This is a genomic window from Rhizobium sp. 768_B6_N1_8, assembly GCF_051811225.1.
Lineage (GTDB): Bacteria > Pseudomonadota > Alphaproteobacteria > Rhizobiales > Rhizobiaceae > Rhizobium.
Genome location: NZ_JBPWPV010000001.1, coordinates 2,635,314 through 2,660,234, shown reverse-complemented (window position 1 = coordinate 2,660,234; position 24,921 = coordinate 2,635,314). Strand labels below are relative to the sequence as shown.

Sequence of the window (24,921 nt, the reverse complement as noted above, 5' to 3'; positions counted from 1 at the left end):
CTGAAATGACAGCGTCCGCTTACAGGGATCATCTCGGCCGTCCGATCATTGCGGTCACCGGCATGGGTATCATCACCTCGCTCGGCCAGGGCCTCAGGGATAACTGGGCAGCTCTTTCGTCAGGTACATCGGGCATTCACGACATTACCCGCTTCCCGACGGACGGCCTTTCGACGCGCATTGCCGGCACGGTCGATTTCATCGACATCCCGGTGCCGAACGCCGTCGAGCGCTCCTATGCCTTTGCGCGCGAAACGACCATCGAAGCGCTTGCCGATGCCGGTATTTCCGGCGATTTCAACGGTCCGCTGTTCCTGGCTGCACCGCCGATCGAGCCGGAATGGAGCGCCCGTTTCGAGCTTGCCGACCGTTCGCCGGCCGCCGACCATCCGGGCGATGCCTATGAGCGGTTCCTCGCTGCCATGCGCCAGCGTCCCGATCCGGCCTTCCATGAGGCGGCGCTCTTCGGCGCGATTTCCGAGCGATTGTCCGACCGGTTCGGCACGCGCGGCCTGCCGGTCACGCTGTCGACGGCCTGTGCATCGGGTGTGACCGCCATCCAGCTCGGCATCGAGGCGATCCGCCAGGGCCGCACCGACCGGGCGCTGACGGTTGCGACCGACGGTTCGCTGAGTGCGGAAGCGCTGATCCGCTTCTCGCTGTTATCTGCTCTCTCTACCCAGAACGATCCGCCGACCAAGGCTTCCAAGCCCTTCAGCAAGGATCGCGACGGTTTCGTCATCGCCGAAGGCGCGGCGACGCTGGTGCTGGAATCCCTGGAATCGGCAATTGCCCGCGGCGCCAAGGTGCTCGGCATCATGAAGGGTGCGGGCGACAAGGCCGACAGCTTCCACCGCACGCGCTCTTCGCCCGATGGCGCCCCGGCGATCGCGACGATCCGCGCAGCCCTTGCCGATGCCGGCATGAGCGAGGACGATATCGGCTATATCAACGCCCATGGCACCTCGACGCCTGAAAACGACAAGATGGAATATGGTTCCATGTCCGCCGTCTTCGGCGAGAAGCTGGTCGGCATTCCGGTGTCGTCCAACAAGTCGATGATCGGCCATACGCTGACGGCTGCCGGTGCGGTCGAGGCGGTCTTCTCGCTGCAGACGATGCTGACCGGCACGCTGCCGCCGACGATCAACTACAACAACCCGGATCCGTCGATCGTTCTCGATGTCGTGCCGAACAAGAAGCGGGAAGCCCAGGTTTCGGCCGTGCTTTCCAACTCTTTCGGCTTCGGCGGACAGAATGCCAGCCTTGTCATGGCGCTCGAACCGGCTTAAGCGGTTCCCGACAATCCAACCGATAAGAAAAACGCCCCAGAGGCGAGAGGTTTTGCCATGCGCGCTTTGCAACTGATCGATGACCGCAAGCTTGAGATCACCGACCTGCCGGAACCGGACGCTCCTGGCACCGGCGAAGTGACATTGCGCGTCAAGGCGGTTGCGCTCAACCATATCGATGTCTGGGGCTGGCGCGGCATGGCTTTCGCCAAGCGCAAGATGCCGCTCGTCATCGGTGCGGAAGCTTCCGGTGTGGTTGAGGCCATCGGCCCCGGCGTGGCGAATGTCCTGCCCGGCCAGCTCGTGGCAATCTATGGTGCGCGCACCTGCGGCCTCTGCCGTCCTTGCCGCGAAGGCCGCGACAATCTCTGCGAACACGTTTCCGGCGTGCATGGCTTCCATCTCGATGGCTTCGCGCAGGAGAAGGTGAACCTGCCGGCGCGTCTCCTGGTTCCGGCCCCTCCCGGTGTCGATGCGATTGGTGCGGCGCTTGCGCCTGTCACTTTCGGCACGGTCGAGCACATGCTGTTCGACAATGCCAAGCTCGAGCCCGGCGAAACGATCCTTGTCCATGCCGGCGGCTCCGGCATCGGCACGGCTGCGATCCAGCTTGCCAAGAAGATCGGCTGCACAGTCATCACGACCGTCGGCTCCGACGACAAGATCGAGAAGGCCAGGGCGCTCGGCGCCGACCACGTCATCAATTACCGCACCGACCGTTTCGAAGGGGTGGTGCGCAAGCTCACCAAGAAGAAGGGCGTCGATGTCGTCTTCGAACATGTGGGCAAGGATACCTGGGCGGGCTCGATGCTTTGCATGAAGCGCGGCGGGCGTCTCGTCACCTGCGGCTCGACCTCGGGCGTTTCGACCGAGATGAACCTGATGATGCTCTTCCAGCAGCAGCTGAAGCTGCTCGGCTCCTTCGGCTGCCGCATGGAGAACATGGCTGATGCCATGCAGAAGATGGGCCGCGGCCTCGTTCATCCCGTCATCGATACGGAAGTCAGCTTCGACGATATCGACCGCGCCCTGGAGCGCATGGAAACCCGTCAGATCTTCGGCAAGATCATCCTGAAGATGGACTGACCGAGTGAAGCTTTTCGTCACCAGGATCGTTCTGGCGCTGAGGCGTTTCCAGCAATGGCTGGTGGCGCAGCTGATGTTCGGCTTCCTGAACCTCCTGAAGCTTTTTCCGGCCGATGGTGCCATGCGCTTTGCCGACTGGATGACCCGCCAGATCGGCCGGCGGCTGAAGCGCCACAAACTGATGCTCTACAATCTACGCCGGGCTTTCCCGGAAAAGAGCGATGCGGAGCTTGAGGAAATCGCGCTCGAAAGCTGGGGCAATATGGGCCGGCTTGCGGCCGAATATGTCTTTCTTGACCAGCTCTTCGATTTCGATCCTGAAAGTGCCGAGCCGGGCAGGGTGGAGGTCTCAGGCATTCCGATCTTCCTGGAGCTGCGCGACAATCCGCGCCCCTTCATCGTCTTTACCGGCCATACCGGCAATTTCGAGCTGCTGCCGGTCGCGGGCAATGCCTTCGGTCTCAGCGTGACCGTGCTCTTCCGCCCGCCGAACAATCCCTATGTGGCGCAGAAGGTCTTCGATTTCCGCAGCGGCCGCATGGGCAAGCTGGTGCCTTCGCATGCTGGCTCTTCCTTTGCGCTCGCTCGTCAGCTGGAAGCAGGGCAGGGCGTTGGCGTCCTCGTCGACCAGAAATTCAGCCGCGGGTTGAAGACGACATTCTTCGGCCTGGAAACCAAGACCAATCCGCTGCTGCCGAAGCTGGTGCGCCAGTTCAATTGCGAGGTCTATCCGGCCCGCTGCATCCGCCTGCCCGGCAATCGCTACCGCCTGGAGATCGAGCCGAAGATGGAGATGCCGCGCGACGAGAAGGGCAATCTGGATCTTCCCGCCACGGCACAGATGATGAACGACAAGGTGGAGAGCTGGGTGCGCGAATATCCGGCTCAGTGGCTCTGGTATCACGACCGCTGGGATATCAAGCGTTCCGTCAGTCTGTAAGATTCTGCCTGTAAGATTTTGCTCCTGATTTATAATCGGTGAAAAGCGACAGGTTCAGTTCGGTTGAAAATGAGCACGGTTCATGTTACGCGTCTCTACTAGGGCGCGCAAAGCACCTACCGCAGGGCGTAGTCTTTTATTAAGCATAGGCCTCGACCGGTTTCGGAACGTTTCTCAGGAAATGGATATTGGGGGTATCTTGCTTGAGCTGTTCAGGGCCTTTTCCTTGCGCTGCGCGCAGATAGAGGAAGCGATAAGGCTAGGGGATGATGGGCGCGTGGAGGCGCTCGACCGCGATATCCAGCCGCTGGTCGAGGCGATCCTCTCATGCAGGGCCTCCAGCCTCATCGAAGTCTATATGCAACTTCAGTTTGTAAGCTACCTCATCGCGCAGGATGCCGATGACGCGGCTTTCGTGACGCAATATTCCGCCGTGCTCTCCTATCTGCTCGACCGCTATTTCGGCGCCCATGCGCCGGACTGGCGCGTGCCGCTGCCGGTGGACGTGAAGCTCAGGCAACCGCCAGCCTATATTCCGGATACCGATAACGGTCAGTTCCTCAATGCGGCCATCCTGCAGACGCTGCCGGACCGCGTGGCGGTGCTGACGAAGGATTACCGCTATCTCTATTCCAATCCCGTCAATTGCGCCCACCTCGGCAAGAATGCCATGCAGCTCATCGGCCGCCATATCGTCGAGTTCATCGGCGAAGAGCGCTTTGCCAGCGAGGTGAAGGAAAAGCTCGACGCCTGCTTCGACGGCATGTCGGCGGATTACACCTACGCGCGGGATGAGCGGCACAATCGCTGCCGCATGGTGCCGCTCCATGACGCAGCGAAGAAGGTGATCGGGGCGCTCATCACCATCCAGAATCTCGGCACCACGGCAACGGCGGACGCCTGATTTCAGTCTTTGCTCCAGACGGCAAGTTCGTAGCCGTCCTTGTCGACAAAATGGAAGCGCCGGCCGCCGGGAAAGGCCGTGATCGGTTTAGCTATGGTGCCGCCGGCCTTTTCGACGCTTGCGAGCACGTCTTCAAGCTTTTCGGCGTAGAGGATGACGAGCGGGCCGCCTGCGGCACGCACCGGGCCGAGATTGGTGAAGCCGCCTTTCAGCCTTCCATCGTCGAACTCGCAGTAGCTCTCCCCGTAATCGGTGAAGCGCCAGCCGAAGGCCGCGCCGTAGAAGGCTTTTGCCGCACCAATATCGGCGACGTTAAACTCGACATAGTCGATGCGGCGGTCATTTTGAGCGTCGTTGCTGGCCATCTTATTTCTCCATCATCGATTTCAGAGCCGCCAGATCCTTCTGGATATGGGCGGCATCGGCGGCGAACTGTTCGTCGGTCATGCCCGGCAGGCGCAGCAGCGTGAACATCACCTCGCAGCCATCACCATTCGGCACGATGCGCAGCGCGTTATAGACGCGCAGGCCGGATTCGATAGTGACGGTATGGTCGATGACGCCGAATTCGTTCGGCGGCACGAAGCTTACCCGGACGCTGCCGAGCGGGCCGTGGGCGATCCAGTCCTCGCCATCGGGTTCCAGGCCGCTCGCAAGGCCCGAGGCCCAGAGCGGCATGTTCTCCGGCCGGCCGGCGAAATCATAGACATCGCGCCAGTCTCTTTTGATCGTGATGTGGACGATGCGGGCGGGCATTGTGTTCATCGGTCTGTCCTTTGCTTTGCGTCAGACTAGCAGGCCGGCACGGGCCGTCTTGAACAAAACGGTCAGCGGGTCGTCAATTGAGCGAGCATGGCGGATGGCGTCAGTGTCGTCAGGTCGCCGATCTCGCGCGTCATATGCGCCTGGTCGGAAAAACCGGCTTCGAGGGCGAGAGCGGTAAGGGACAGGGTCTCACTTGCGCGGCACAAGGCCATGAAACGCTGCAGCCGGCGGATGCGTTCCAGCGTCTTGATGCCGTAGCCGAAATGGTGGTGGGCGCGGCGGCGCAATTGCCGTTCGCCGATATCGAGCCTCTGCCGCAGGTCGCCGATACGGCCTGATCCATCGTCAGCAGCGGCAAAGATCATGCGAGCCTCGGGGTCCGGCTCCGCTTCTTCCCTTGCCAGTTCACTCAACAGGGTGGCGAAGAGCGAGAGGGCGGTAGCCTCATCCGAACAGTCGGACAGGTGCGGTTCGAGGTGGGCAAACTTCTCAGGCGCGAGATCGCTCAGGGGCATGGAGAGGCCGGTGATCTCTGACAGAGGCAGCTTCAGCCAGGCGGCGCCGGCGCCCGGTGCGAAACGCGCGCCGATAATGCGCATGCCAGGCGTCATCGGAGGGAAGGCGGCAGTGCGGTCCGGCCCGACAACGAAGAGGCGGCCATCTGCGAAAAGCAGGTCGCAATAGCCATCAGGTACGATGGCGACCGGGCTTGCGGTTCGAATCTCATGCGACCAGAGGCAGTGGAAATGCGGGGCGAGTACCAGCGAGGGCGCGTATTCACGGTAGCGCCCGGCTCTCTTTGCGAGCAGCGGCCTGATATCGCTTTGCCTTGCTGCAGCAGCAGTCATTCCGGCCTCCCAAACAGATGCATATGGTGCTCCCCTGGCCATTCGAAAAGCCTGTTCCGACAGCCTTTTTTCGACCCGAATCGCGGTCTTCGACCTTGCCGTTTGGCCGAGAGAGTGCCACAACATCGCACCATTTCACTCATCGGAGGTTTGTCGTGGAAAAGGCAGAAATCGGACTGATCGGCCTCGCCGTCATGGGTTCCAACCTGGCTCTCAACATTGCGGAAAAGGGCAACAAGATCGCGGTTTTCAACCGCACGCCTGAAAAAACGGATGAATTCTACGAGAGCGCCGGCGATCTGAAGAAGCAGATCATTCCCTGCAAGACGATCGAGGAGTTCGTCGAGGCGATCCGCCCGCCGCGCCCGATCATCATCATGATCAAGGCGGGCGATGCCGTGGACCAGCAGATGGAGGCGCTACGCCCGCATCTTCAGAAGAACGACATCATGATCGATGCCGGCAACGCCAACTTCCGCGATACGGTCGCCCGCTTCGACCGCCTCAAGGATACCGGCCTGACCTTCATCGGCATGGGCGTTTCGGGCGGTGAGGAAGGTGCCCGCCACGGCCCGTCGATCATGGTCGGCGGCACGGAAGATTCGTGGAAGCGCGTCGAGAAGGTTCTGACCTCGATTGCCGCCAAGTATGATGGCGACCCCTGCGTCGCCTGGCTCGGCAATGATGGCGCCGGCCATTTCGTCAAGACGATCCATAACGGCATCGAATATGCCGACATGCAGATGATCGCCGAAATCTACGGCATCCTGCGCGATGGCCTCGGCAAGAGTGCTGCGGAGATCTCCGGCATCTTCGGCGCGTGGAACAAGGGTCGCCTGAATTCCTACTTGATCGAGATTTCCGAGAAGGTTCTGGCCGCCCAGGATCCGATCTCCAAGACGCCGATGGTCGACATGATTCTCGACAAGGCCGGCCAGAAGGGCACCGGCAAGTGGTCGGCGATCGAAGCGCAGAACATGGGCATTCCGGCAACCGGCATCGAAGCCGCCGTCGCTGCCCGCAGCCTGTCGTCGATGAAGGAACAGCGCGTCGCCGCCGAAAAGATCTTCGGTGATCTCGGTGCTGCCTTCCCGATCGCCTATGGCCCCGAGTTCAACAAGGATCTGGAACTGGCGCTGTTTGCCGGCAAGATCGGCGCCTATGCGCAGGGCTTTGCCGTCATGGCGGAAGCCTCCAAGGAGTTCAACTGGTCGCTGCCGATGCCGACGATCGCCCGTATCTGGCGCGCCGGCTGCATCATCCGCTCGCAGTTCCTCGACGAGATCACCAAGGCGTTTACCGATGCGCCTGACGCTGCAAACCTCATCGTCACGCCGGCCTTCTCGGGCATGGTGAAGGAATCGATCCCGGCGCTGCGCCGCGTCGTGACCGCAGCACTTGCCGCCGGCCTGCCGGTTCCGGCGCTTGCCTCGGCGCTCAGCTATTTCGACGCCTACCGCCAGGGCCGCGGCACCGCGAACCTGATCCAGGCGCAGCGCGACTTCTTCGGCGCCCACGGCTTCGACCGCCTCGACGGCAAGGACTTCCACCATGGCCCCTGGGGCAGCGGTGCATCGACCTTCTGAGGTTTGTCAGGATAAAGATGAAGAGCCCGGCCATCGTGCCGGGCTTTTTGCTATAAGGCCGACGGCGGACGGGAGGTTTTCGACATGCTTCACCATGCATCCTTCGGGGTTGGCAATATCGAGAGAGCCGCGCGGTTTTACGATGCTGCGCTCGGCGCGCTCGGCTATATCAGGGTCTGGGAGGACTTGCGTCCCGGCGAGGTCGGGCAGGCTGTCGGTTATGGCGTGCCCGGTGGTGGCGACAAGCTGGCGCTCAAATCGGTGGAAGCGGGGCAGGGCGCGCCAGGTGCCGGTTTCCATCTCGCCTTTGCGGCACCCGACCGGCAGTCGGTTATCGCCTTTTATGCGGCAGCCCTTGCCAATGGCGGCGTGGATAATGGCGGGCCGGGGCTTCGGCAGCATTATGGGCCGAATTACTTTGCGGCCTTCGTGATCGATCCCGACGGGTATCGTGTGGAGGCGGTTTTCAATCAGGCGGAGTGACGGTTGCTCGGCTGAGAGGTGCCACTGTGTTATCCGTTACCTCGCGCTGCAAGTGTGTACGCAATCGCCCTAATTGCTGCCGATTCGAATTGGCACTAATATTAGGTGTTAGAACTATTAGCAGTGCGTACAGGCTTTAGCAGCAATGTCATAAGGCGCTGGTCTCACCATCAGACGCTTGCACATAGTCCTTATCGGGTAATCCTCTTGTTCAGGCGGGGAACTGCTCAAGAATCGGCTGTTGTTCCCGACGTTTGACTAGTTCCATAAAGGACTAACTGCGTGGCGTTGCGTTGTTCCTTTGAACCGAGAGGGAGACACGGAATGTCGGACAGGAAAAGCTCTGACCCAAACGAGATGCCGCCGAGCGCGCAGGATCTGCGCGATCTTCAGGAGGCGATGAAGCAGAAGGCGACGCGAGCGACGGAGGCGAAGGAGAAAAGTCATTTCGACCTCGTCAATGATTTTATGTTCAAGCATGTCACCGAAAACGAAATCCAGATCGTGCGGCGACTGGTCGATAATGCCCTGAGGGACGGAAAGACGGAAGCGCTGGTCTATCAGTTCTCGTCCGACTACTGCACCGACAGCGGCCGCGCCATCAATAACGGCGCCGATAACTGGCCGGAAACGCTGCAGGGAAAAGCTAAGGAATTCTACGAGCGCTACGAGAAATACGGGCGGCCGCAGGGCTATAAGCTGAAGGCTGTCGTCGTCAATTTTCCGAGCGGCATGCCGGGCGATGTCGGCTTCTTTCTCAATTGGGAATCCGAAAAGCCCAAGCAGTAAACAGGCGGGCCATCTACAGCCTCGTCGTGCCGAGAGCATAGTTCACCAGCCGTTTCCTGGGCTCCGTGCTCCCGGCATATGACCTTGCCTTTCCGGTGCTTTGACACGCCCCGATCGCCGTTTGCGAGCCGTCGACGCGGGGAGCAGATGGCAAAAATTCACGTGCCGATATCGAGGGGCTGAGCGCACAGACCGTCCAATGAGCCTCATTGGGAAAGGCGTGCGACGAGCTCTTCCTTTTTCTTGAAAGCGTCGGGGATGCTGCCGTTTGCAAGCGAGGCATTGCAGTCATCCAGCGCCTTCTGCAGTTCGCCGAGTTCCATATAGGCATAGCAGCGATTGTTATAGCTTACTGCGACAGTGTCCTTGGCAGTGACGGCGGTATCGTAGAGGTAGGGATACCTGTTGAGAAGGTCGAGTGCGCCTTTGTTGTCCTTTCGGTTGAAGTAGATCATTGAAAGCTCGATCGCTGCCTGCGCGCGCCTGTCGTCTTGCGAGTTCGCAACTTCGGTCAGGTCGTCTATGGCCTTCTGGTCGTTCTTCATCGCCTGATACACGAGCCCGCGCCAGTAGCGCGCCTCGATACCACTTTCGGGATCAGCGGTAATCTGCGAGCACTCGTCGAGCGCGGCATCATATTGCTTGAGCTGATAGTTGCCGAAGCAGAGGTAGATCCGGTTATAGGCCTTGCCGTCGAGTGCCAGCGCCGCCTTTGCCGCATCGACCATCTCGGACGGCTGGTGGTATTTCGAATACATCCCGGCGAGCGTTTCATAGATATCGGCGACGGCCATGTCCTTCTCTTCCGGTGTCGGGAATGAAGCGGCCCCTATATGCGACAGGGCTTCCTTGTATTTGGTGACGGCATTGTCGTAGAAGCCTTTGTAGTACCAGGATCTCGCGACAAGCTTGTCGATGAGAAAATTGTGATTTCCGTCGCCCGACTGCACGAGGCGCGGATCAGCGCCATAGCTATCGGCCGCAATCTGCAGCAAGCGACCGGAGTAGGGCTCTCCGCCCGATTGTGAGATCATATCGGACAGGATGTCACCGACAGCCGCGTTGGTTTCATACCGGTTCATCTGGCCGAACTGCTGCAGAGCCTTTGCCGCGTAGGCCTCCAAGCCCGGCCGAAGGGTTTGCTTCATGAAATCCTGAAAGCAGGAAACATAGGCGTCTCCCCGTTTGCCGTAACAAGTCGTTCCTGCCGTTTCGAACAGATATCGGTACAGCTGCAGGGGCAGCAATTTCAGCGGCGAACCTTCCGGTGCGTTTGCACCATAGCGATCGACGAAGGCGTACATCATGTCGATGTCGCCACCCCATTTGGGCTGCAGGGTCGACAAGACGATCTGATATAGCGGCATGTAGTGCGGATAGACCGCTATCGCCTGGTCGAGCGCGTCGCTCAACTGCGATGTCACGCCATAACCGCGCAGCATGTTCACCTGCAAATACAGGCCGTAGGCCGAGGTCGGGTCGAGCTTCAGAACCTGGCTGACATCGGCGGCGCCCTTTTGCAGGATGCTGGCAAAGGCGGCCTGTGACTGCTTGTCGGTTTCCGTGCTGAACCTGTGGCCGCGCTTATACCATGCGAGATCGTAGTAATATTGTGCGCGCACAAGGCGTGGAAGCGGAGCCAGTGGAGCGTGATCCACCCAGGCCGAAAGGTCGCGTTCGAAGGATGGGTCACTTAGGTCGGAAACGGCTTTGACGAAGTCGTCGAAAGGATAGAACGTCCATATCTTGGCGCGGCTTGCCGCAAGCGTGTCGCTTGAAATCCTGGTTGCGGTGGCAAAATCACCCTGCTTGATGGCATCCTGCACAAGTTTGGCGCGGATGAAGGGTAGCTTGTCCCGTCGACCATCCGGACGTGCGGCGCTGGCCTGCGCATCCTGACTGCTGTCGGCAACACCGCGCAAGGACCAGTCCGATACTTCCAGCTTCGACAAGGCAGCGGAAGGCATGAACCGCTCTCCCACCCATATGCCGGTCATCAGGATGCTCACACCGGCGACGGCCAGCAGGAAAAGCATCAATGGATTTCGTCCTGCGTTGATCGTCGCCATGTCGTCCAGCTCAAGGGAATATGTGCCCGACGAACTTATTGGAGCGCCGAAATCGGAATATTCCGCAAGCGTACGTTGTATCAAGAGGGGCATTGCTGCAAGGGTCGGGCAGGGTTCCTGCTGCTATTGTTGCCGGTTAAGCAAACAGTTCGTTTACGTCGGCTTGTCGTGAGTCGAAGATCACGAGGCCGGTCAGCGAGTAGCGCTTGGCCGGGAGGGTGGAAGCAGAATGGTTACACGGTACTTTCCAATAGAGATCGACCCCAAATATCCATGCACGGGGATGACGCTTTACGACCTCCGGCACAGCTATGTGGATGGACGTGAAGACGACGGTTGTCCTCTGACGGCCTATTTCTCACTGCCAGGGCTGGACGAGACGCTCTTGAAGATCCACTTTTCTCACGTGGATATCGTCCGGGTGCTGGATGAAGTCTTCCTCTCAACAGAAGAAAACAGCGAAATAACCGGTCTCGTGCGCTATCACTTCGCCTACCGCGTTGAAAACAGTCACTTCTGGAACTCGCAGTCCGAATTCTACCGAGATCTCCGGCCTGACGCCGTGCACTACCGATTTGTTACCGGCAACGCATGCCTGGATGTCATTACCACCGACGAGCCGAGCTTCGACTTCGTTCCATTCGCCGATGCCACCGGAGCCTCAGGCTGACCGTGAGGGGCGCGTACGGCAGATCCACGGACGTTTTGTGGCTTTCCCTACCGCCCGTCCGGCCATTCCGGCTTGCTGATACTCTGCAACAGTTCCGCATCCACGCCATCGATCCGCGCGATCACCTGCTTGGCCATCTCGCGGCCGGCGTGGCGGACGTCTTCGTAGGCGGTGATGATCTCGGGGCGGATCCAGTTGAGGATCGGGGCGGATTGCTTGGAGACGAGGTCGACGTCGTGGCCGAGGCGTTTGCCGGCGGCTTCGATGCCGGCGTTGACGGCGATGGTGGCGCTGCCGGCTGACGAGACGATGCCATCAGGTGCGCCGGGGGAGCGCATCAGCTGCTCCACGGCGTCGCGGATCTCGGCGAGCGGGGCGTCGATATTGGCGCGTAGCGGCACTTCCTCGGCGCCATAATCGTGCAGGCCGGTCTGAAAGCCGATGCGGGTATGGGTGTAATAGGTGAGCTTGCTCGGCGGCTGCAGCAGGGCAATGCGCTTGCGGCCGCGGTTGACGAGCTTCTGCACGGCCTGATGGGCGTAAGCCTCGTTGTCGAAATCGTGGTAGGGGTGCACGAGGCCGGCATCGGTGCGGCCGTGGGCGGTAAAGGGCATGCCGCTTTCGGCGAGCAGGCGCACGCGCGGATCGTCAGGCTCGACGCGCGAGATGATGACACCGTCTGCGGAGCCTGTGTCGAGGATATAGCGCACCGGCAGCATGGGGTCCTTGCTGTGCGAATGCGGGGTGACGACGATGTGGTAGGGCGTGCCGGTCAGCACTTCGGAAATGCCGAAGACCATCTGGCTGGAAAAGCCCATGATCTCCTCATCGATGCTGAGGACGAGGGCAATTACGTTGGTCTTGCCTGTTCTCAGGCGCACACCGGCCCGGTTCGGCTGATAGCCGAGCTGGCGGGCGACCATACGCACCCGTTCCTTGGTTTCAGCGCCAATATCCGGTGCATCTTTCAGTGCCCGCGATACGGTCGTAACGCCAAGGCCCGTCATGAAGGCGATCGTCTTCAATGTCGGGCGCTCGCGCGGAACGGAACCGGATGCCGCTCCGCCGAAATTTCCGTTGTTTTCCATCCCTTTAGGCCCGCCTCACGCGATTTGCTTCGCCTTATAGAGACTTTTTGCTGCGCTGTAAGTACGCCGGCGCTGAAAAAGCTCTCCTCCCTGAGCGAGACAATCTGTAACGATACAGTAGAAATGTCGAGCCTTTTTTCTGATCAACGTTGCATAGTGGTGCTCTCTGGTTGAATCGCATGTCCGGCGCGCGATTTTTTGCACCCGCGAAATGCCGAAAGGCCGGAATTGTCAGATTAATCAAAAATTAAATAGTAAAATCATTATTTTAACATAATGCCGCAATTGCGAAATCGCTTGCTTACGCTTTTCTTATTGAGCAAAGGCGGAACTGGTGATTGCCCTCATAGGCTGTAATTCTGCGTTTCACAGAAAATTTTGCGAGCGGGCGGTTGCGCGGATAAATCGATTGCTCTAAGTTTTTCCGGCAACGTTTCAGTGAGGGAGGAGAACTCATGAAAATCCGTATGATGGCGGCTGTGCTTGCCGCTTCCGTAGCCATTCCGTTTGGTGCCGCCAAGGCAACCGATCTCGAAGTCACCCATTGGTGGACCTCGGGCGGTGAAGCTGCCGCTGTGGCTGAGCTGGCAAAGGCATTCGATGCCACCGGCAACCACTGGGTAGACGGCGCAATCGCCGGTTCCGGCAGCACCGCGCGTCCGATCATGATCAGCCGCATCACCGGCGGTGACCCGATGGGTGCGACCCAGTTCAACCACGGCCGTCAGGCCGAGGAACTCGTCCAGGCCGGCCTCATGAAGGATCTGACCGATGTGGCGACCGCAGGCAAGTGGAAGGAAATCATCCGTCCGTCGACCCTGCTCGATTCCTGCACGATCGACGGCAAGATCTATTGCGCCCCCGTCAACATCCACTCCTGGCAGTGGCTGTGGCTGTCGAATGCCGCCTTCCAGAAGGCCGGCGTTGCGGTTCCGAAGAACTGGGATGAATTCGTCGCTGCCGCTCCGGCTCTTGAGAAGGCCGGGATCGTTCCTCTTGCAGTCGGCGGTCAGGGCTGGCAGGCAAGCGGCGCCTTCAACGTTTTGATGATCGCCATCGGCGGCAAGGACAACTACCTGAAGGTCTTCAAGGACAAGGATGCCAAGGTGGCAGCCGGCCCCGAGATTGCCAAGGTCTTCAAGGCTGCCGACGATGCACGCCGCATGTCCAAGGGCAGCAACGTGCAGGACTGGAACCAGGCCACCAACCTCGTCATCACCGGCAAGGCCGGCGGCCAGATCATGGGTGACTGGGCGCAGGGCGAATTCCAGGTCGCCAAACAGGTTGCCGGCAAGGACTATACCTGCCTTCCGGGCCTCGGCGTGAACGAGATCATCTCGACCAGCGGTGACGCCTTCTACTTCCCGCTCCAGAAGGATGCCGAGAAGGCGAAGGCTCAGGACGTGCTTGCCGCCACACTTCTCGACCCCAAGACCCAGGTTGCCTTCAATCTGAAGAAGGGCTCGCTGCCGGTTCGCGGCGACGTCGATATCTCGGCCGCAAACGACTGCATGAAGAAGGGTCTCGATATCCTCTCCAAGGGCAATATCGTTACCAGCTCTGATCAGCTCGTTTCGCCCGATACGACAAAGCAGATCGAAGACCTCTTCGCCGAGTTCTTCGCCAATAACACGATGACGCCCGACGCAGCGCAGAAGCGCTTCGCCGACATCATCGCCGCCGCCGACTGATCCTCGGTCCTCAAGCCCATCAGGTCCGGTCCTGCATGTTGCAGGGCCGGATCGCGCCGCCCGGATCTCTGATCCTTCCGGCGACGGCACGCCACGCCCGGCTGCGATCGCGCCAAGACCGCATGGCGGTTGCGACAGGGGCGGGAAGGGTGGCCGTCTTCGGATGGAGCCCCGATCACCGAAGCGACTGTGCTTCAGGAGGAAACTCAATGACAGGTCAAGCGAAAGCCGGCCGACCGTTTAAACTATTTCGCAATCTGAATTCCAAGATTGCCTCCATTCCCATGATCCTCACCTCCATGGTCATCTTTCTCGGTGGCACGATCTGGACGGTGGTTTATTCCTTCACCAATTCCAAGCTTCTGCCGCGATTGAACTTCGTGGGCATCGAGCAATATCAGCGTCTCTGGGCCGCTCCGCGCTGGGTCGTGTCCATCGAGAACCTGGCGATCTACGGCATTCTGTCGCTGATCTTCAGTCTGGTCATCGGTTTCATGCTGGCGGCTCTCATGGATCAGAAGATCCGTTTCGAGAACACGTTCCGCACGATCTTCCTCTATCCCTTTGCGCTGTCCTTCATCGTCACCGGTCTCGTGTGGCAGTGGATCCTGAACCCGGAATTCGGCGTACAGGCGGTCGTGCGGTCACTGGGGTGGACGAGCTTCAGTTTCGACCCGCTCTATACGTCGGAAATCGTCATCTACGGGGTGCTGATCGCCGCCCTCTGGCAGGGCACCGGCCTCGTGATGTGCCTGATGCTCGCAGGGCTTCGCGGCATCGACGAAGATATCTGGAAGGCTTCCCGCGTCGATGGCATTCCCATGTGGCGGACCTATCTCTTCGTCATCATTCCGATGATGCGGCCGGTCTTCATCACCACGCTCGTCATCATCGCCAGCGGCATCGTCAAGGTCTACGACCTCGTCGTCGCCCAGACCAGCGGCGGTCCGGGCATCTCGTCGGAAGTGCCGGCGAAATACGTCTACGACTACATGTTCCAGGCACAGAATCTCGGTCAGGGCTTCGCAGCTTCGACCATGATGCTGCTGACAGTGGCGATCATCGTCATTCCCTGGGCATATCTGGAATTTGGCGGAGGGCGCAAACGTGGCTGACAATATCGCTCTCAAGGCCGTCAACGGCGGCGACACTCCCTTCGAGAAGAAGTCGGTTTCCGGTCCGGCCGGGCCAAAGCCGCGGCCGGTGGTTTCGGCCCGCAACATCATCGTCTACGGCTCGCTTTTTGTGGCCGCCGTCTATTACATGATCCCGCTCTACGTGATGGTCGTGACCTCGCTCAAGGGGATGCCGGAGATCCGGCTCGGCAACATTTTCGCGCCGCCGATGGAAATCACCTTCGAACCCTGGGTCAAGGCCTGGGCGACGGCCTGCACCGGCCTCAACTGCGACGGTCTTTCGCGCGGTTTCTGGAACTCGGTACGCATCACCGTTCCCTCGGTCATCGTTTCGATCGCGATCGCCTCGGTCAATGGTTATGCGCTGGCGAACTGGCGCTTCAAGGGATCGGAATTCTTCTTCTCGGTCCTCATCATCGGCGCCTTCATTCCCTATCAGGTAATGATCTATCCGATCGTCATCATCCTGCGCGAAATCGGCATCTACGGATCGCTCACCGGGCTCGTCATCGTGCATTCGATCTTCGGCATGCCGATTCTGACGCTGCTCTTCCGCAATTACTTCGTGTCGCTGCCGGAGGAACTCTTCAAGGCGGCGCGTGTCGACGGGGCGGGCTTCTGGCAGATCTTCCTGAAGATCATGCTGCCGATGTCGCTGCCGATCTTCGTCGTCGCGATGATCCTGCAGGTGACCGGCATCTGGAACGACTTCCTGTTCGGCGTGGTCTTCACCCGGCCGGATACCTATCCGATGACCGTGCAGCTCAACAACATCGTCAATTCCGTCCAGGGCGTGAAGGAATACAACGTCAACATGGCGGCAACGATCCTCACGGGACTCGTGCCGCTCATCGTCTACTTCGTGTCGGGGCGGCTTTTCGTCCGCGGCATCGCCGCCGGCGCAGTGAAGGGTTGATCTCATGAATATGAATGCAAGCGTTTCCATCAAGGATCTGTCGCTGAATTTTGGCGCGGTCAGCGTGCTGAAGGATCTCAACCTTGATATCGAAGACGGCGAATTCCTGGTGCTGCTCGGCTCGTCCGGCTGCGGCAAGTCAACCTTGCTGAACTGCATCGCCGGCCTGCTCGACGCTTCGGAAGGGCAGATCTTCATCAAGGGCAAGAACGTCACCTGGGAAGAGCCGAAGGACCGCGGCATCGGCATGGTCTTCCAGTCCTATGCACTTTATCCGCAGATGACGGTTGAAAAGAACCTCTCCTTCGGCCTTCGCGTCGCCAAGGTGCCGCAGGTCGAGATCGACAAGCGCGTGGCACGTGCCTCCGAGATCCTGCAGATCCAGCCGTTGTTGAAGCGCAAGCCCGCCGAGCTTTCCGGTGGTCAGCGCCAGCGTGTGGCGATCGGCCGTGCTCTGGTGCGCGATGTCGATGTCTTCCTCTTCGACGAACCGCTGTCGAACCTCGATGCGAAGTTGCGCTCGGAACTGCGCGTCGAAATCAAGCGTCTGCACCAGTCGCTGAAGAACACGATGATCTACGTCACGCATGACCAGATCGAGGCACTGACGCTGGCTGACCGTATCGCCATCATGAAGAGCGGCATCATCCAGCAGCTCGACGATCCGACGACGATCTACAACAAGCCGCGCAATCTCTTCGTCGCCGGCTTCATCGGCTCACCATCGATGAACTTCCTGCACGGCGAGTTGATCAAATCGGGTGACAGCATCGCCTTTACCGCCAATGGCGTCAATTTCTCGCTCGCCGCCTATGACGGCTACGACAAGCTGCAACCCGGCCGCAAGGTGGTGCTTGGCGTTCGCCCCGAACACATCAAGGTCAACGAGAATACCGGTGGCGAAGAGCATGACGCCACCGTCGACATCGAGGAACCGATGGGCGCGGACAATCTTCTGTGGCTGAAACATGCCGGTCACACGATGTCGGTACGCATCAACGGTGCGCGCCGCTTCAACGTCGGAGCCAAGGTGAAGCTCAGCTTCGACATGTCGCTCGCCTCGGTCTTCGACGCCGAAAGCGAACTGCGCCTCTAGAAAGTTCTGCGGGCGGCGCCGGAAACAGTGCCGCCCGATCCTCCAATCGGCCGTCAGGCCAGCCAAAATTCGGCCGCAGTCCGGCTTGTCCGGCACTCCCAGGAGCGGCCCGATCAGGATAAGACTATGACATCCTTGCCGAAGAACGGTTTCAACATCGAACTTTCGGGCTCGTGGCAACTTGCCTCCGCCGATGGCGAGATCCGCAGCGTCATCACGCTGCCGGGCGACGTGCACACCGCGCTTCACCGCGCGGGACTGATTCCGGATCCCTATTTCGGCCGAAACGAGGAAAAGGTGCAGTGGGTCGCCCAGCGCGAATGGGTGGTCGAGCGCAGCTTCACGCTTCCTGATGCCGAGGGCGACTGGTATCTCGACATCGACTACCTCGACACGGTCGCCAGCGTTCACGTCAACGGCTTCCTGGCGCTCGAAGCCGATAACAGCTTCCGCCGCTACAGGCCGGATGTTTCGAGCATGCTGAAGAAGGGCGAGAACACGATCCGCATCGTCTTTGCCTCAAGCATTGCCACCGGTGCCGAACGGCAGAAGAAGCAGCCCTTCTACATTCCCTATAGCACCGGCAACTCGCCGATCCCTGACGGCAACATGCTGCGCAAGCCGCAATGCCATTTCGGCTGGGACTGGAATATCGCCATTGCCCCTCTCGGCCTCTATGGCACGGTCGCGCTGAAGAAGCTGGAGACGGCGCGCATCGAGCATGTGCTGACGCGCCAGACGCATAATGCCGATGGCTCGGTGGAACTGCAGGTGACGGCGACGCTCTACGCCAAGAATGCCGGCATCGCCCAGCTCTATTTCGATCTCGATGGCGAGCGTGTGCGGCTCGATGTTGGCGTCAACCCCGGCGAGGCTGACATCAACCACGTCTTCCAGATCGACAATCCGCGTCTCTGGTGGCCATCCGGCAGCGGCGAGCAGGCGCTTTATACGCTCACCGTCGAGCTTGGCTCCGACAGCGTGACGAAGCAGATCGGCTTGCGCACCATCGAGCTGATCACCACGCCCGATGCCGCCGGCAGCCGTTTCGCCTTCAAGGTCAATGGTCACGAAATCTTCTGCCGCGGCGCCAACTGGATCCCGGCCGACGCGCTGTTCTCGCTCTCGTCGCAGGAGAAGACCGAGGACCTGCTGCAATCGGCCAAGGCCGCCAACATGAACATGATCCGTGTGTGGGGCGGCGGCTTCTACGAGCACGACTGGTTCTACGATATCTGCGATCGCCTTGGCCTGATGGTCTGGCAGGACTTCATGTTCGCCTGCAACCTTTATCCCTCGACCGAAGACTTCCTCGAGAATGTCGCCGTCGAGGTGGATTACCAGGTTCGCCGGCTGTCCTCGCATGCCTCGATCGCGCTCTGGTGCGGCGATAACGAGCTCGTCGGCGCGCTCACCTGGTTTGAGGAGTCCCGTAGGGATCGTGACCGCTATCTCGTTTCCTACGACCGCCTGAACCGCACCATCGAACAGTCTGTGAAGAAGGCGATGCCTGGCGCCCTGTGGTGGCCGTCGAGCCCGGCTTCCGGTTATCTCGATTTCGGCGATGCCTGGCATGCCGACGGTTCCGGCGACATGCATTACTGGTCGGTCTGGCACGAGAACAAGTCGTTCGACAATTACCGCTCGGTGCGGCCACGCTTCTGCTCGGAATTCGGCTTCCAGTCCTATACGTCGCTGCCCGTCATCAAGACCTACGCCGACCCCAAGGACATGAACGTGGCATCGCCCGTCATGGAGCTGCACCAGAAGAATGCCGGCGGCAACGAGCGCATTGCCGGCACGATGTTCCGTTACTTCCGTTTCCCGAAGGATTTCCCGAATTTCGTCTATCTCAGCCAAATCCAGCAGGGTCTGGCGATCAAGACGGCGGTGGAATATTGGCGCTCGCTGAAACCCCATTGCATGGGCACGATCTACTGGCAGCTCAACGACACCTGGCCTGTGGCCTCCTGGTCGAGCCTAGACTACGGTGGCCGCTGGAAGGCAATGCACTATCTCGTCAAGCGCTTCTTCCAGCCGGTGGCGGTTGCCGCCATTCCGTCCGACGACGGCAAGTCGATCCGCTTCTCGCTGGTCAATGATACGCTTGCCGAGGTCAGCGCCGATCTCGCCATCTCCATCCTGACGATGAAGGGCGAACGCAAGTACCTGAAGAACGTGCAGGCCATGTGCGCGCCGGATGCGGCCTGCACTGCAGCGACGCTCGACATTTCCGAGATACCCCCCGGTACGCTGCTTGCCTGGCACTTCACGGCCTCGAACGGCATGGGCGGCGAGGGGCATTTCGTCAACGGCACCTACAAAGCGCTGGAACTGGAACCGGCGGGCCTTTCCGTCATCCGCGAATTCGTCGACGAGAACGGCTCGATCGATATCGACGTCACCGCCAAGGGATTGGCGCTCTTCGTGATGATCGAGACGGACGTGGACGGCAAATATTCCGACAATGCCTTCGACCTTGCAGCTGGCGAAAGCCGCCGCATCACCTTTACGCCGGCAAAACCGCTCGAAGAGGGCAAGCTGCCGGAATTCCGCTTCTACGACCTGCATTCCTGCCAGTCGGCAGATTGATCTTACGTGAGAACGGGCACGAGGCCCGAGGAGGATGACATGACCAAGCTCAGCTATCAGCTTTATAGCGCCCGCAATTTCCCGCCGCTGTCGGCGATCTTTGAAAAGCTCGGCAAGACCGGCTACGGCGAAGTCGAAGGCTTCGGCGGCATTTATGCCGAACTCGACGAGGCCGGTCTGAAGAACCTGCGCGCCGAACTCGACAAGAACGGCCTCGTGATGGCGACTGGCCATTTCAGCCCCGATTTCCTCGACGGCAATGTCGAGAAGTCGCTGCAGATCGCCAAGATCCTCGGCATGGATTCCATCTATGCGCCGCACCTGATGCCCGACCAGCGCCCGACGGATGCTGCCGGCTGGCTCGCCTTCGGCAAGCGCCTGCAGGAAATGAGCAAGCCCTACAAGGATGCGGGCTATGAATTCGGCTGGCACAATCACGACTTCGAATTCGTGAAGCTTTCCGACGGCTCGCTGCCGATCGAGCGCATCTTCGAAGGCGCGCCAGGCATCACCTGGGAAGCGGATATCGCCTGGGTCGTTCGCGGCGGTGCGGATCCCTATGCCTGGGTCGAGAAGCTTGGCTCCCGTATCAGCGCTGTCCACGTCAAGGACATCGCACCGGCTGGCGAAGCCACTGACGAAGGCGGCTGGGCCGATGTCGGCCATGGCACGATCGGCTGGGCGAAGCTGCTTCCGGTCGTCAAGGCAAAGACCAAGGCCAAGCATTTCGTCGTCGAGCACGACAACCCGAATGATATCGACCGCAACATCACGCGCTCGATCGCTTCCTTCAAGACCTACTGAGGCAGACCATGACCAAGGAACTTGGCGTCGGCATCATCGGATGCGGCAACATCTCCACCACCTACTTTTCACTCGCACCGCTCTTCAAGGGGCTGAAGGTGCTCGCCTGCGCCGATATCAATGTGCAGGCCGCAAAGCATCGCGCCGAGGAATATGGCGTGACTGCACAGACGATCGAAGAGCTTCTCGCCAATGACGAGATCGACGTCGTGGTCAACCTGACGATCCCGGACGCGCATTATCCGGTATCCAAGGCTGCACTCGAAGCCGGCAAGCATGTCTATTCGGAAAAGCCGCTGGTTCTCTCGCTCGAGCAGGGCGAAGACCTTCGCCGCATCGCCAAGGAGAAGGGGCTTTCCGTCGGCTGCGCCCCGGATACTTTCCTCGGCGGCGCGCATCAGCTTGCCCGCAAGTTCGTCGATGACGGCGGTATCGGCCGCATCACGTCCGGCGCCTGCTACGTCATGGGCCCGGGCATGGAAATGTGGCACCCAAACCCGGACTTCTTCTTCCTGCCGGGCGGCGGCCCGATCCTCGACATGGGTCCGTATTACATCGCCAATCTGATCAACCTGATCGGACCGGTGAAGCGTGTTGCTGGCTTGACCTCGATGGCGTCGGAAACCCGCACCATCACCAGCCAGCCGCGCAACGGCGAGACCATCCCGGTCAAGACGCCGACGACGATCCAGGCGCTGCTCGAATTCGTCTCGGGTGCCACCGTAACGCTGACGGCGAGCTGGGATGTCTGGTCGCACCGCCATGCCAATATGGAGCTCTACGGCACGGACGGATCGCTCTACGTGCCGGATCCGAACTTCTTTGGCGGTGTCGTCGAGGCAAGCGGCCGCGACAAGGACATCAAGGCACTCGGCGCCTGGGATCACCCGTTCGGCAAGTTCAACCAGGAAAGCCCGAACGGCCCGCGCGCCAACTACCGCACGGCCGGCCTTGCCGACATGGCCATGGCGCTGATCGAGGGCCGCGATGCACGCTGCTCGCTCGACCGCACCCTGCACGGCGTCGACATCATGACCTCGATCCTGAAGTCGGGTGCGGAAGGCCGGTTCGTGGAGCTCAAGACGACCTGCACACAGCCGGCGGCTCTCGGCATCGAAGAGGCGCAGGCGCTGTTGAAGTAAGGTGAGGGCTGCGCCGTGCGCTTGTCGCGCGGTGCGCTCGGACAATAATCTCGTCATGTCAGGCCAGGCCCTGACATGACGGTGTCGGCTGACAGGGCTTGCCATCAGGCAGCGTCAGTGAGTGAAGCTGTCGAGAACACGCGCCACGCGCTTGCCGTATCGGCGTGCTTAATCCAATAGTGCCGTCGCGCTTTGCCTGACATGAGGGCGGCGACGTTTTTAGCTTTCGACTGCCGCTTGGTGCGGGATACGAAAGAGAAGCACTTTTACAGGTTGAGGAGACCTCAGATGAGCTGGCAACCGGCCGAAGACCGATATTCGAAGATGAAGTATAACCGCACGGGCCGTTCCGGCCTGAAGCTCCCGGCCGTTTCCCTCGGCCTCTGGCACAATTTCGGCGGTGACACCCCGCATGACCGCAAGGTCGATATGTGCCGCACGGCCTTCGATCTCGGCATCACGCATTTCGACCTCGCCAATAATTACGGCCCGCCTCCCGGCAGCGCCGAGACCGCGTTCGGCGAAATCCTGCGCACCGATTTTGCTGGTCTCCGCGACGAACTGATCATCTCGTCCAAGGCAGGTTACGACATGTGGCCGGGTCCTTACGGCGAGTGGGGCAGCCGCAAGTATCTGATCGCTTCCTGCGACCAGAGCCTGCAGCGCATGGGTCTCGACTATGTCGATATCTTCTATTCGCACCGTTTCGATCCGGACACCCCGCTGGAAGAGACCTGTGGCGCGCTTGACTATATCGTGCGTTCCGGCCGCGCACTCTATGTCGGCATTTCCTCCTATAATTCGCAGCGCACCCGCGAGGCGGCCGCGATCTTGAAGGATCTGGGAACGCCTTGCCTCATCCACCAGCCGAGCTATTCCATGCTCAACCGTTGGGTCGAGGATGACAAACTGCTCGATACGCTCGACGAGGTCGGCATGGGCTCGATCGTGTTCTCGCCGCTCGCCCAGGGCATGCTGACGACGAAATATCTCGGCGGTATTCCCGCCGACAGCCGTGCGGCACAGAACCACTTCCTCAAGAAGGATTTCATCCGCCCTTCGATCATCGACAATATCAGGAAGCTCAACGAGATCGCCGAGAAGCGCGGCCAAACGCTGGCGCAGATGGCGATCGCCTGGGTGCTGCGCGGCGGGCGCGTGACCTCGGCGCTGATCGGCGCCAGCCGCTCCTCTCAGATCGTCGATTGCGTTGCCGCACTCGACAATCTCGAGTTCTCGGCAGAGGAGCTGAAGCAGATCGATGTCTATGCCAAGGAGGCCGACATCAACCTCTGGGCCAAGTCCGCAGAGCTGGATTAGTTTTGATCGCCCGGGGCAAAATCCCGGGCGTTTTTCTGTTATAATTTGATGTACGTGCAGCAAAAATTGTTGCTCAACGGAGGAGCCGCCATGATCCGCAATCCCATCTTGCCTGGATTCAATCCCGATCCGTCCATTTGCCGCGTCGGCGACGACTATTACATCGCGACCTCCACCTTCGAATGGTATCCGGGCGTGCAGATCCACCATTCGCGCGATCTGGTGAACTGGAAGCTGGTGCGGCGGCCGCTGGAGCGGGCCTCGCAGCTCGACATGCGCGGCAATCCTGATAGTTGCGGCATCTGGGCGCCATGCCTTTCCTATGCCGACGGACAGTTCTGGCTCGTCTATACCGACGTCAAGCGCTTCGACGGCAACTTCAAGGATGCGCATAACTACATCGTGACTTCGCCCACCATCGAGGGCGAATGGTCCGAGCCCATCTATGTCAATTCCTCGGGCTTCGATCCGTCGCTCTTCCATGACGAGGACGGCCGCAAGTGGTTCATCAACATGCAGTGGAACCACCGTACAGAAAGCTATGGCGGCTCGCCGAAATCGCCGGCCTTTGATGGCATCCTGCTGCAGGAATGGGACCCGCAGACGAAGACGCTGAAAGGCCCGATCAAGAATATCTTTGCCGGCAGCCCGCTCGGCCTCGTCGAAGGGCCGCATCTCTTCCGCAAGAACGGCTGGTACTATCTGACGACCGCCGAGGGCGGCACGGGCTATGACCACGCGGTAACGATGGCGCGTTCGCGCAATATCGACGGCCCCTACGAGCTGCATCCGAACCGGCACCTGATCACGTCCAAGGACAATCCGGAAGCGGTGCTGCAAAGAGCAGGGCACGGGCAGTACGTCGAAACATCAGATGGCCAGGTCTATCACACACATCTCTGCGGCCGGCCGTTGCCGCCGAAGCGTCGCTGCACGCTGGGGCGTGAGACGGCGCTGCAGAAATGCGTCTGGCGTGAGGATGGCTGGCTCTACCTCGAAAACGGCACGACGGTTCCTGATGTCGAGGTGCCGGGGCTTGGCGGTGCTGTGCGGGCGGAAAAGCCGATGCGCAGCGAATATTCCTTCGATGGCGGCAAGCTGCCTGATGATTTCCAGTGGCTGCGCACGCCGCAGCCGGAGCGCATCTTCAACCTCACGGACCGTCCCGGCCATCTGCGGCTGATCGGCCGCGAAAGCGTCGGCTCCTGGTTCGAGCAGGCGCTTGTCGCCCGCCGGCAGGAGCATCACAGTTTCCGCGCCGAAACGGTGGTGGAGTTTGCGCCGGATACATATCAGCAGGTGGCAGGCCTGACGCACTACTATAACCGCCACAAGTTCCATGCCGTCGTGGTGACGCTGCATGAGAAGCTCGGCCGCTGTGTCACGATCTTCTCCTGCGATGGCGACTATCCGAACGGCCGCATGACGTTCCCCGCCGATGCGGGCGTGGCGATCCCGGCCGATGGCCGCGTGCAGCTTTCCATGGAAATCCGCGACAACGACCTGCAGTTCTTCTGGCAGACGGAAGGCAAGGGCGCCTGGCAGCCGATCGGCCCGGTTCTCGATGCCGGCGTCGTCTCGGATGAAGGCGGGCGCGGCGAGCATGGCTCGTTTACCGGCGCCTTCGCGGGCATCCTCGCTTTCGATACGTCGGGCCGGGCAAAGACGGCCGATTTCGACTGGTTCAACTACGAGGAACTGTGA

22 protein-coding genes are annotated in these 24,921 nt (G+C 60.3%); 17 read left to right on the top strand and 5 right to left on the bottom strand.

Translation table 11 applies throughout. The features are described from left to right. Positions 1–5: 5 nt before the first annotated feature. The 4 genes from AB8B33_RS13745 to AB8B33_RS13730 all read left to right on the top strand — a co-directional run bounded on the left by AB8B33_RS13745 (position 6) and on the right by AB8B33_RS13730 (position 4,222). The gene (locus tag AB8B33_RS13745) at positions 6–1,292 is read left to right on the top strand and encodes a beta-ketoacyl-ACP synthase (RefSeq protein WP_439015810.1); all 1,287 of its coding nucleotides are present in this window, start codon (positions 6–8) and stop codon (positions 1,290–1,292) included. 57 nt (positions 1,293–1,349) lie between these two features. After that, the gene (locus tag AB8B33_RS13740; protein WP_439015809.1) at positions 1,350–2,378 is read left to right on the top strand and encodes a zinc-binding dehydrogenase; all 1,029 of its coding nucleotides are present in this window, start codon (positions 1,350–1,352) and stop codon (positions 2,376–2,378) included. A gap of 4 nt (positions 2,379–2,382) precedes the next feature. Beyond that, entirely contained in the window at positions 2,383–3,318 is a 936-nt protein-coding gene (locus AB8B33_RS13735; protein ID WP_439015808.1) for a lipid A biosynthesis lauroyl acyltransferase, read from the top strand. Positions 3,319–3,517: 199 nt separating this feature from the next. After that, positions 3,518–4,222: a PAS domain-containing protein gene (locus AB8B33_RS13730; RefSeq protein ID WP_439015807.1), complete on the top strand. Its 705-nt coding sequence runs from the start codon at positions 3,518–3,520 to the stop codon at positions 4,220–4,222. A 2-nt stretch (positions 4,223–4,224) separates the two neighbouring features. Here the strand turns inward: AB8B33_RS13730 and AB8B33_RS13725 are convergent, their stop codons facing one another. From AB8B33_RS13725 to AB8B33_RS13715, 3 genes are all read right to left on the bottom strand, one after another. Beyond that, positions 4,225–4,587 carry a VOC family protein gene (locus tag AB8B33_RS13725; protein ID WP_439015806.1) on the bottom strand — a complete coding sequence of 121 codons (363 nt, stop codon included), beginning with the start codon at positions 4,585–4,587 and terminating at the stop codon, positions 4,225–4,227. 1 nt (position 4,588) lies between these two features. Further along, positions 4,589–4,987 (bottom strand): SRPBCC family protein, encoded by a 399-nt coding sequence (locus tag AB8B33_RS13720; protein WP_113320658.1) that lies wholly within the window; start codon positions 4,985–4,987, stop codon positions 4,589–4,591. 62 nt (positions 4,988–5,049) lie between these two features. Beyond that, complete coding sequence (locus AB8B33_RS13715) at positions 5,050–5,835, bottom strand: DUF6597 domain-containing transcriptional factor (RefSeq protein WP_439015805.1); 786 nt, start codon at positions 5,833–5,835, stop codon at positions 5,050–5,052. 155 nt (positions 5,836–5,990) lie between these two features. On the opposite strand from AB8B33_RS13715, the gene gndA reads away from it, so the two are divergent. The 3 genes from gndA (at position 5,991) to AB8B33_RS13700 (ending at position 8,693) form a co-directional block, all read left to right on the top strand. Beyond that, on the top strand, positions 5,991–7,421 hold the full coding sequence (gndA, locus tag AB8B33_RS13710; RefSeq protein ID WP_439015804.1) for an NADP-dependent phosphogluconate dehydrogenase: 1,431 nt from the start codon (positions 5,991–5,993) through the stop codon (positions 7,419–7,421). Between the two features lie 84 nt (positions 7,422–7,505). Continuing rightward, positions 7,506–7,904 (top strand): VOC family protein, encoded by a 399-nt coding sequence (locus AB8B33_RS13705; RefSeq protein WP_113320676.1) that lies wholly within the window; start codon positions 7,506–7,508, stop codon positions 7,902–7,904. Positions 7,905–8,228: 324 nt separating this feature from the next. Continuing rightward, positions 8,229–8,693, top strand: coding sequence for a histidine kinase (locus tag AB8B33_RS13700; protein WP_439015803.1), 465 nt, complete (start codon positions 8,229–8,231; stop codon positions 8,691–8,693). Between the two features lie 206 nt (positions 8,694–8,899). Here AB8B33_RS13700 and AB8B33_RS13695 read toward each other — a convergent pair whose 3' ends face one another. Further along, positions 8,900–10,762 carry a tetratricopeptide repeat protein gene (locus AB8B33_RS13695; protein ID WP_439015802.1) on the bottom strand — a complete coding sequence of 621 codons (1,863 nt, stop codon included), beginning with the start codon at positions 10,760–10,762 and terminating at the stop codon, positions 8,900–8,902. 283 nt (positions 10,763–11,045) lie between these two features. Between AB8B33_RS13695 and AB8B33_RS13690 the strand changes: the two genes are divergently transcribed. After that, positions 11,046–11,432 carry a hypothetical protein gene (locus AB8B33_RS13690; RefSeq protein WP_439015801.1) on the top strand — a complete coding sequence of 129 codons (387 nt, stop codon included), beginning with the start codon at positions 11,046–11,048 and terminating at the stop codon, positions 11,430–11,432. Positions 11,433–11,479: 47 nt separating this feature from the next. On the opposite strand, the gene AB8B33_RS13685 is transcribed toward AB8B33_RS13690, so the two are convergent. Beyond that, complete coding sequence (locus tag AB8B33_RS13685; protein WP_439015799.1) at positions 11,480–12,520, bottom strand: LacI family transcriptional regulator; 1,041 nt, start codon at positions 12,518–12,520, stop codon at positions 11,480–11,482. 455 nt (positions 12,521–12,975) lie between these two features. Between AB8B33_RS13685 and AB8B33_RS13680 the strand changes: the two genes are divergently transcribed. The 9 genes from AB8B33_RS13680 to AB8B33_RS13640 all read left to right on the top strand — a co-directional run bounded on the left by AB8B33_RS13680 (position 12,976) and on the right by AB8B33_RS13640 (position 24,921). Continuing rightward, on the top strand, positions 12,976–14,211 hold the full coding sequence (locus AB8B33_RS13680) for an ABC transporter substrate-binding protein (protein ID WP_037099253.1): 1,236 nt from the start codon (positions 12,976–12,978) through the stop codon (positions 14,209–14,211). 209 nt (positions 14,212–14,420) lie between these two features. Next, positions 14,421–15,326: a carbohydrate ABC transporter permease gene (locus AB8B33_RS13675; RefSeq protein WP_113320652.1), complete on the top strand. Its 906-nt coding sequence runs from the start codon at positions 14,421–14,423 to the stop codon at positions 15,324–15,326. Positions 15,327–15,330: 4 nt separating this feature from the next. Next, entirely contained in the window at positions 15,331–16,263 is a 933-nt protein-coding gene (locus AB8B33_RS13670; protein ID WP_439017251.1) for a carbohydrate ABC transporter permease, read from the top strand. A 4-nt stretch (positions 16,264–16,267) separates the two neighbouring features. After that, positions 16,268–17,359: an ABC transporter ATP-binding protein gene (locus AB8B33_RS13665; protein ID WP_439015798.1), complete on the top strand. Its 1,092-nt coding sequence runs from the start codon at positions 16,268–16,270 to the stop codon at positions 17,357–17,359. A gap of 126 nt (positions 17,360–17,485) precedes the next feature. Then, positions 17,486–19,951 carry a beta-mannosidase gene (locus tag AB8B33_RS13660; protein WP_439015797.1) on the top strand — a complete coding sequence of 822 codons (2,466 nt, stop codon included), beginning with the start codon at positions 17,486–17,488 and terminating at the stop codon, positions 19,949–19,951. Between the two features lie 39 nt (positions 19,952–19,990). Beyond that, positions 19,991–20,755 (top strand): sugar phosphate isomerase/epimerase family protein, encoded by a 765-nt coding sequence (locus AB8B33_RS13655; RefSeq protein ID WP_439015796.1) that lies wholly within the window; start codon positions 19,991–19,993, stop codon positions 20,753–20,755. 8 nt (positions 20,756–20,763) lie between these two features. Further along, positions 20,764–21,897 (top strand): Gfo/Idh/MocA family protein, encoded by a 1,134-nt coding sequence (locus tag AB8B33_RS13650; RefSeq protein ID WP_439015795.1) that lies wholly within the window; start codon positions 20,764–20,766, stop codon positions 21,895–21,897. Between the two features lie 288 nt (positions 21,898–22,185). Beyond that, positions 22,186–23,217, top strand: a complete 1,032-nt coding sequence (gene mgrA, locus AB8B33_RS13645; RefSeq protein WP_439015794.1) for an L-glyceraldehyde 3-phosphate reductase — start codon at positions 22,186–22,188, stop codon at positions 23,215–23,217. 90 nt (positions 23,218–23,307) lie between these two features. Next, complete coding sequence (locus AB8B33_RS13640; RefSeq protein WP_439015793.1) at positions 23,308–24,921, top strand: glycoside hydrolase family 43 protein; 1,614 nt, start codon at positions 23,308–23,310, stop codon at positions 24,919–24,921.